This window comes from Streptomyces sp. NPDC057543, assembly GCF_042801895.1.
Lineage (GTDB): Bacteria > Actinomycetota > Actinomycetes > Streptomycetales > Streptomycetaceae > Streptomyces.
Window position 1 is genome coordinate 1 of record NZ_JBHVFF010000511.1, and the last position, 3101, is coordinate 3101.

3 protein-coding genes are annotated in these 3101 nt (G+C 55.7%); all 3 read left to right on the forward strand.

Going from position 1 to position 3101, the window contains the following annotated elements; genetic code table 11:
• Positions 1–331: 331 nt before the first annotated feature.
• The 3 genes from ACFU8Q_RS40620 (at position 332) to ACFU8Q_RS40630 (ending at position 2867) form a co-directional block, all read left to right on the forward strand.
• Positions 332–556, forward strand: coding sequence for an HNH endonuclease (locus tag ACFU8Q_RS40620; RefSeq protein ID WP_384464987.1), 225 nt, complete (start codon positions 332–334; stop codon positions 554–556).
• Between the two features lie 379 nt (positions 557–935).
• Positions 936–1916, forward strand: a complete 981-nt coding sequence (locus tag ACFU8Q_RS40625) for a DUF262 domain-containing protein (RefSeq protein ID WP_384464990.1) — start codon at positions 936–938, stop codon at positions 1914–1916.
• A gap of 3 nt (positions 1917–1919) precedes the next feature.
• Complete coding sequence (locus ACFU8Q_RS40630) at positions 1920–2867, forward strand: RelA/SpoT domain-containing protein (protein WP_384464993.1); 948 nt, start codon at positions 1920–1922, stop codon at positions 2865–2867.
• Positions 2868–3101: the final 234 nt, after the last annotated feature.

Here is a 3101-nt window from a genome sequence, read left to right on the forward strand (position 1 = left end):
CCCGGACCGGACTCACACCGGCAGGCGACGACGAGCTTACGAACCACGATCAACCACCTACATGGCCAACCTCCAGATTCTGCTGGGCGTACGAAAGCGCGAGGCTAGCCACTCCATCAAGAGGCACTCCCAAAGATGAGGCAACGGTCGACTCCAGCTCCGGACAGGCTCCGCCCGGCAACGCGTCACCCGAGCACGTGACCACCACCGTCCAACGCATCGTTCGCAGCAGCGCGGTGAAGCGTCAGGTCATGACCTCGCACGACAACTGCTGCCAGATCTGCGACTTGAAGATCGAGATCCGGGGGGCAGTTACAGCGAAGTCGCCCACATGCAGGCATTCGGCAGCCCTCACAACGGCCCCGACACGTCAGGCAACGTGCTCTGTCTGTGCCCGAATTGCCACATGATGCTCGACGCCGGCGCCATCGTGATCAGTGACGACCTGACCGTCGCCCGTGGAGGAGTCGAAGTAGGCACTCTCCGTACCAACCCGCGGCACGTTCACGACATGGAATGTGTGCGACAGCGCCGCGAGCGGTGGCGGCTGGATTGACACGCTAGTCCGTGTTGATCCGTGCTGGCGTCCCGGCTTCCTACGCCGGCTGTCCTCACTTCCAACCAGCGCCCCGAGCAACCATCCGCACACAGCACTGGGTGAGGTACACGTCCTCTAGGTGAGTGGACTGGCAACCACGCGTGAGTGCGACCGCGCAACGACCACTGTGCCTCCCAGGAGCGGTCTCTGTACTCGAAGCGCGTCCAAGGTTGCCTGAGGCTCACAACCGTGCATCGCGCCCGGCAACTCAGCGTGGATGGCAATCTCTCGCCCAGGTGGGGCCCGTGGCTCTAGACTCTGGGGTTAACTCTGTCAACTAGGCATACATGGGGAACATGTGACATCGCCGCACACGAGACTGATCCGCAGTACTGGCATGCAGACCGCAGGCTGGTTCCTAGACCTCAAGTCAGCGGGCAGGCTTGACCTAGATCCTCCTTACCAGCGGCGCAGCGTCTGGAACTTGTCTTTTCAGCAGTTCTTCATTGACTCACTTGTCCGCAATTACCCCGCACCCACCATCTTCCTGCAGGTTGACGTGTACGTGGACAAGCCTACGATTTACCGGGTCATCGACGGCAAGCAACGCTTGACATCACTTTTTGAATTCAAAAATGACACCTTCACCACCCCCGACTCACTTGATGATATCGGCCTTGGTGGGATGTATTACTCTGAACTACCTCAGGAAGTGAAGCTCCACATCCTTGAGTACATCTTCACTGTCGAGCAGATCAAACAAGCCTCTCCGGGTGAACTCAATCAAGCATTCGACAGGTTGAATCGAAACGTGGCCCGCCTTAATAAGCAAGAGTTGCGGCACGCCCGGTTTGAAGGTGAATTCATTCGCAAGGTGGAGCAACTCGCCGAGCACCCCTTTTGGGTGCAAGTTGGCCTTGTCACTCCTGCCCGAATCAGAAGAATGCAGGACGCCGAATATGTTTCCGAGCTCTACATTATCTCCAGCTCTGGAGTTCAGGAAGGAAAGGATTATCTAGACGAATTCTACGCCGGTTACGATCGTGAGATCCCAAACGAGCAAGAGGCGGATGCTAATTTCTTCGCGGTGCAAGATTACCTGAATCGGCTGGATGAGGAATACCCGCTCAAGCCGACGCGGTTTTCAAATGTCGCGGATTTTTACTCTCTATGGGCCGCCGTTTCGCAACTCAATGAAAAGTCTCAGCTACCTTCCGTTGCCGACGCGGCGCTCCGCCTTGAAGCATTCTCAGGCGAATTGGAAGAGCAAGAGACTCGTCGATCGACTGACTATCGTATCGCCGCAGTCCAGGGGTCGAACAAGCGGGCCAACCGGGAGTACCGTGCAAAGTGCCTCGCCGAAGTGCTGTTGGGATAACTCATGGCTGCCAAGATTCCCGCCTCCTTTAGAACGGCATACGATGATCTGGCTGGAGAGCTGGAGGCCGGAAAGAAGTACCTGGTTTCTAGGCTCCAAGCCGAGCTTGACGACCTGAACCCAGTAGTAATCCAAGTCCGCGTGAAAGATGCTGGGTCTATCTACGCCAAGCTCCAAAAAGGGGAGTCGAGTCAACTCCTTGACCTCGATGACCTGATCGCGGCCCGAGCGGTTTTTCTTCATCCTCAGCAAGTTTCCTTGGCGATGGACGCTTGTCAAAAGACCTTTCCAATTATAGAGGAACGAAACACAGTAGCTGGAAAGCCCGATGACTTCAGGTACCAGCAGCCGCACCTGATTGCAGGATTCCCACATGACTACGTGGAGAGGAAGCCGACCCTCGGTAAAGTTAAGGTTGAAATTCAGTTCACCACTTATATTCAACATGCACTTCAAGAGTCAACGCACGATGTTATCTACAAAGGCGAGCGTTTCTCTTGGCGTGAGCATCGACTTGATAGCAGGCTACGTGGACTCCTGGAGATCGTCGATGAAGTACTGGCGAACTTGCAAGATTTGGCTAAAGTGGATGAAGATCCATTCTACCCAATTTTCGACAGCAGGAATCTAATTATCGGAGCCGCGCAAGAGCTATGGGATGCCGAAGAACTTCCCGCCGATTTGCGGCGATTTGCGATTACTGTAGAAGGACTCCTGAAGCTGTCTGGCTTTGAGGTATCCGACTGGCTAGCCGTAGCTCAGGAGCATGGCGACTTGATTCATGCGTACTCGCTAACGCCCGTAGATAAGGTCATCGGCGTAATACTGCGGGACCGTCATGAAAAGTTCATTCAGTCCCTGAAGAAGCGGCGAGTCCTCGTGAGCTCCGAATTGGAAGGTCTAGTTCCCCAGGCCCTCAACATTCCGCAACAAAATCGAGTTTCTTATTGATTGAGATCTTCACTTCTCTTGGTGTCGGCTACTGTGACACCCTGTGCCGGCATAGAACTCGACCAGGAATCTCGTAGGCCCGGAGGGGCAAGCAGTGTGCACCTAGCCTCGATTTTTCGTGATTGGCCGTCAGCTTCGGTTGGCGGCCGATCTGCGTTTGGATCCCATTCCTGGTGCGCGAGTGGCCCGGCTGTCGCGTCGGGTGGGTGCCGGTTTCCACGGTTCCGGTTGGGG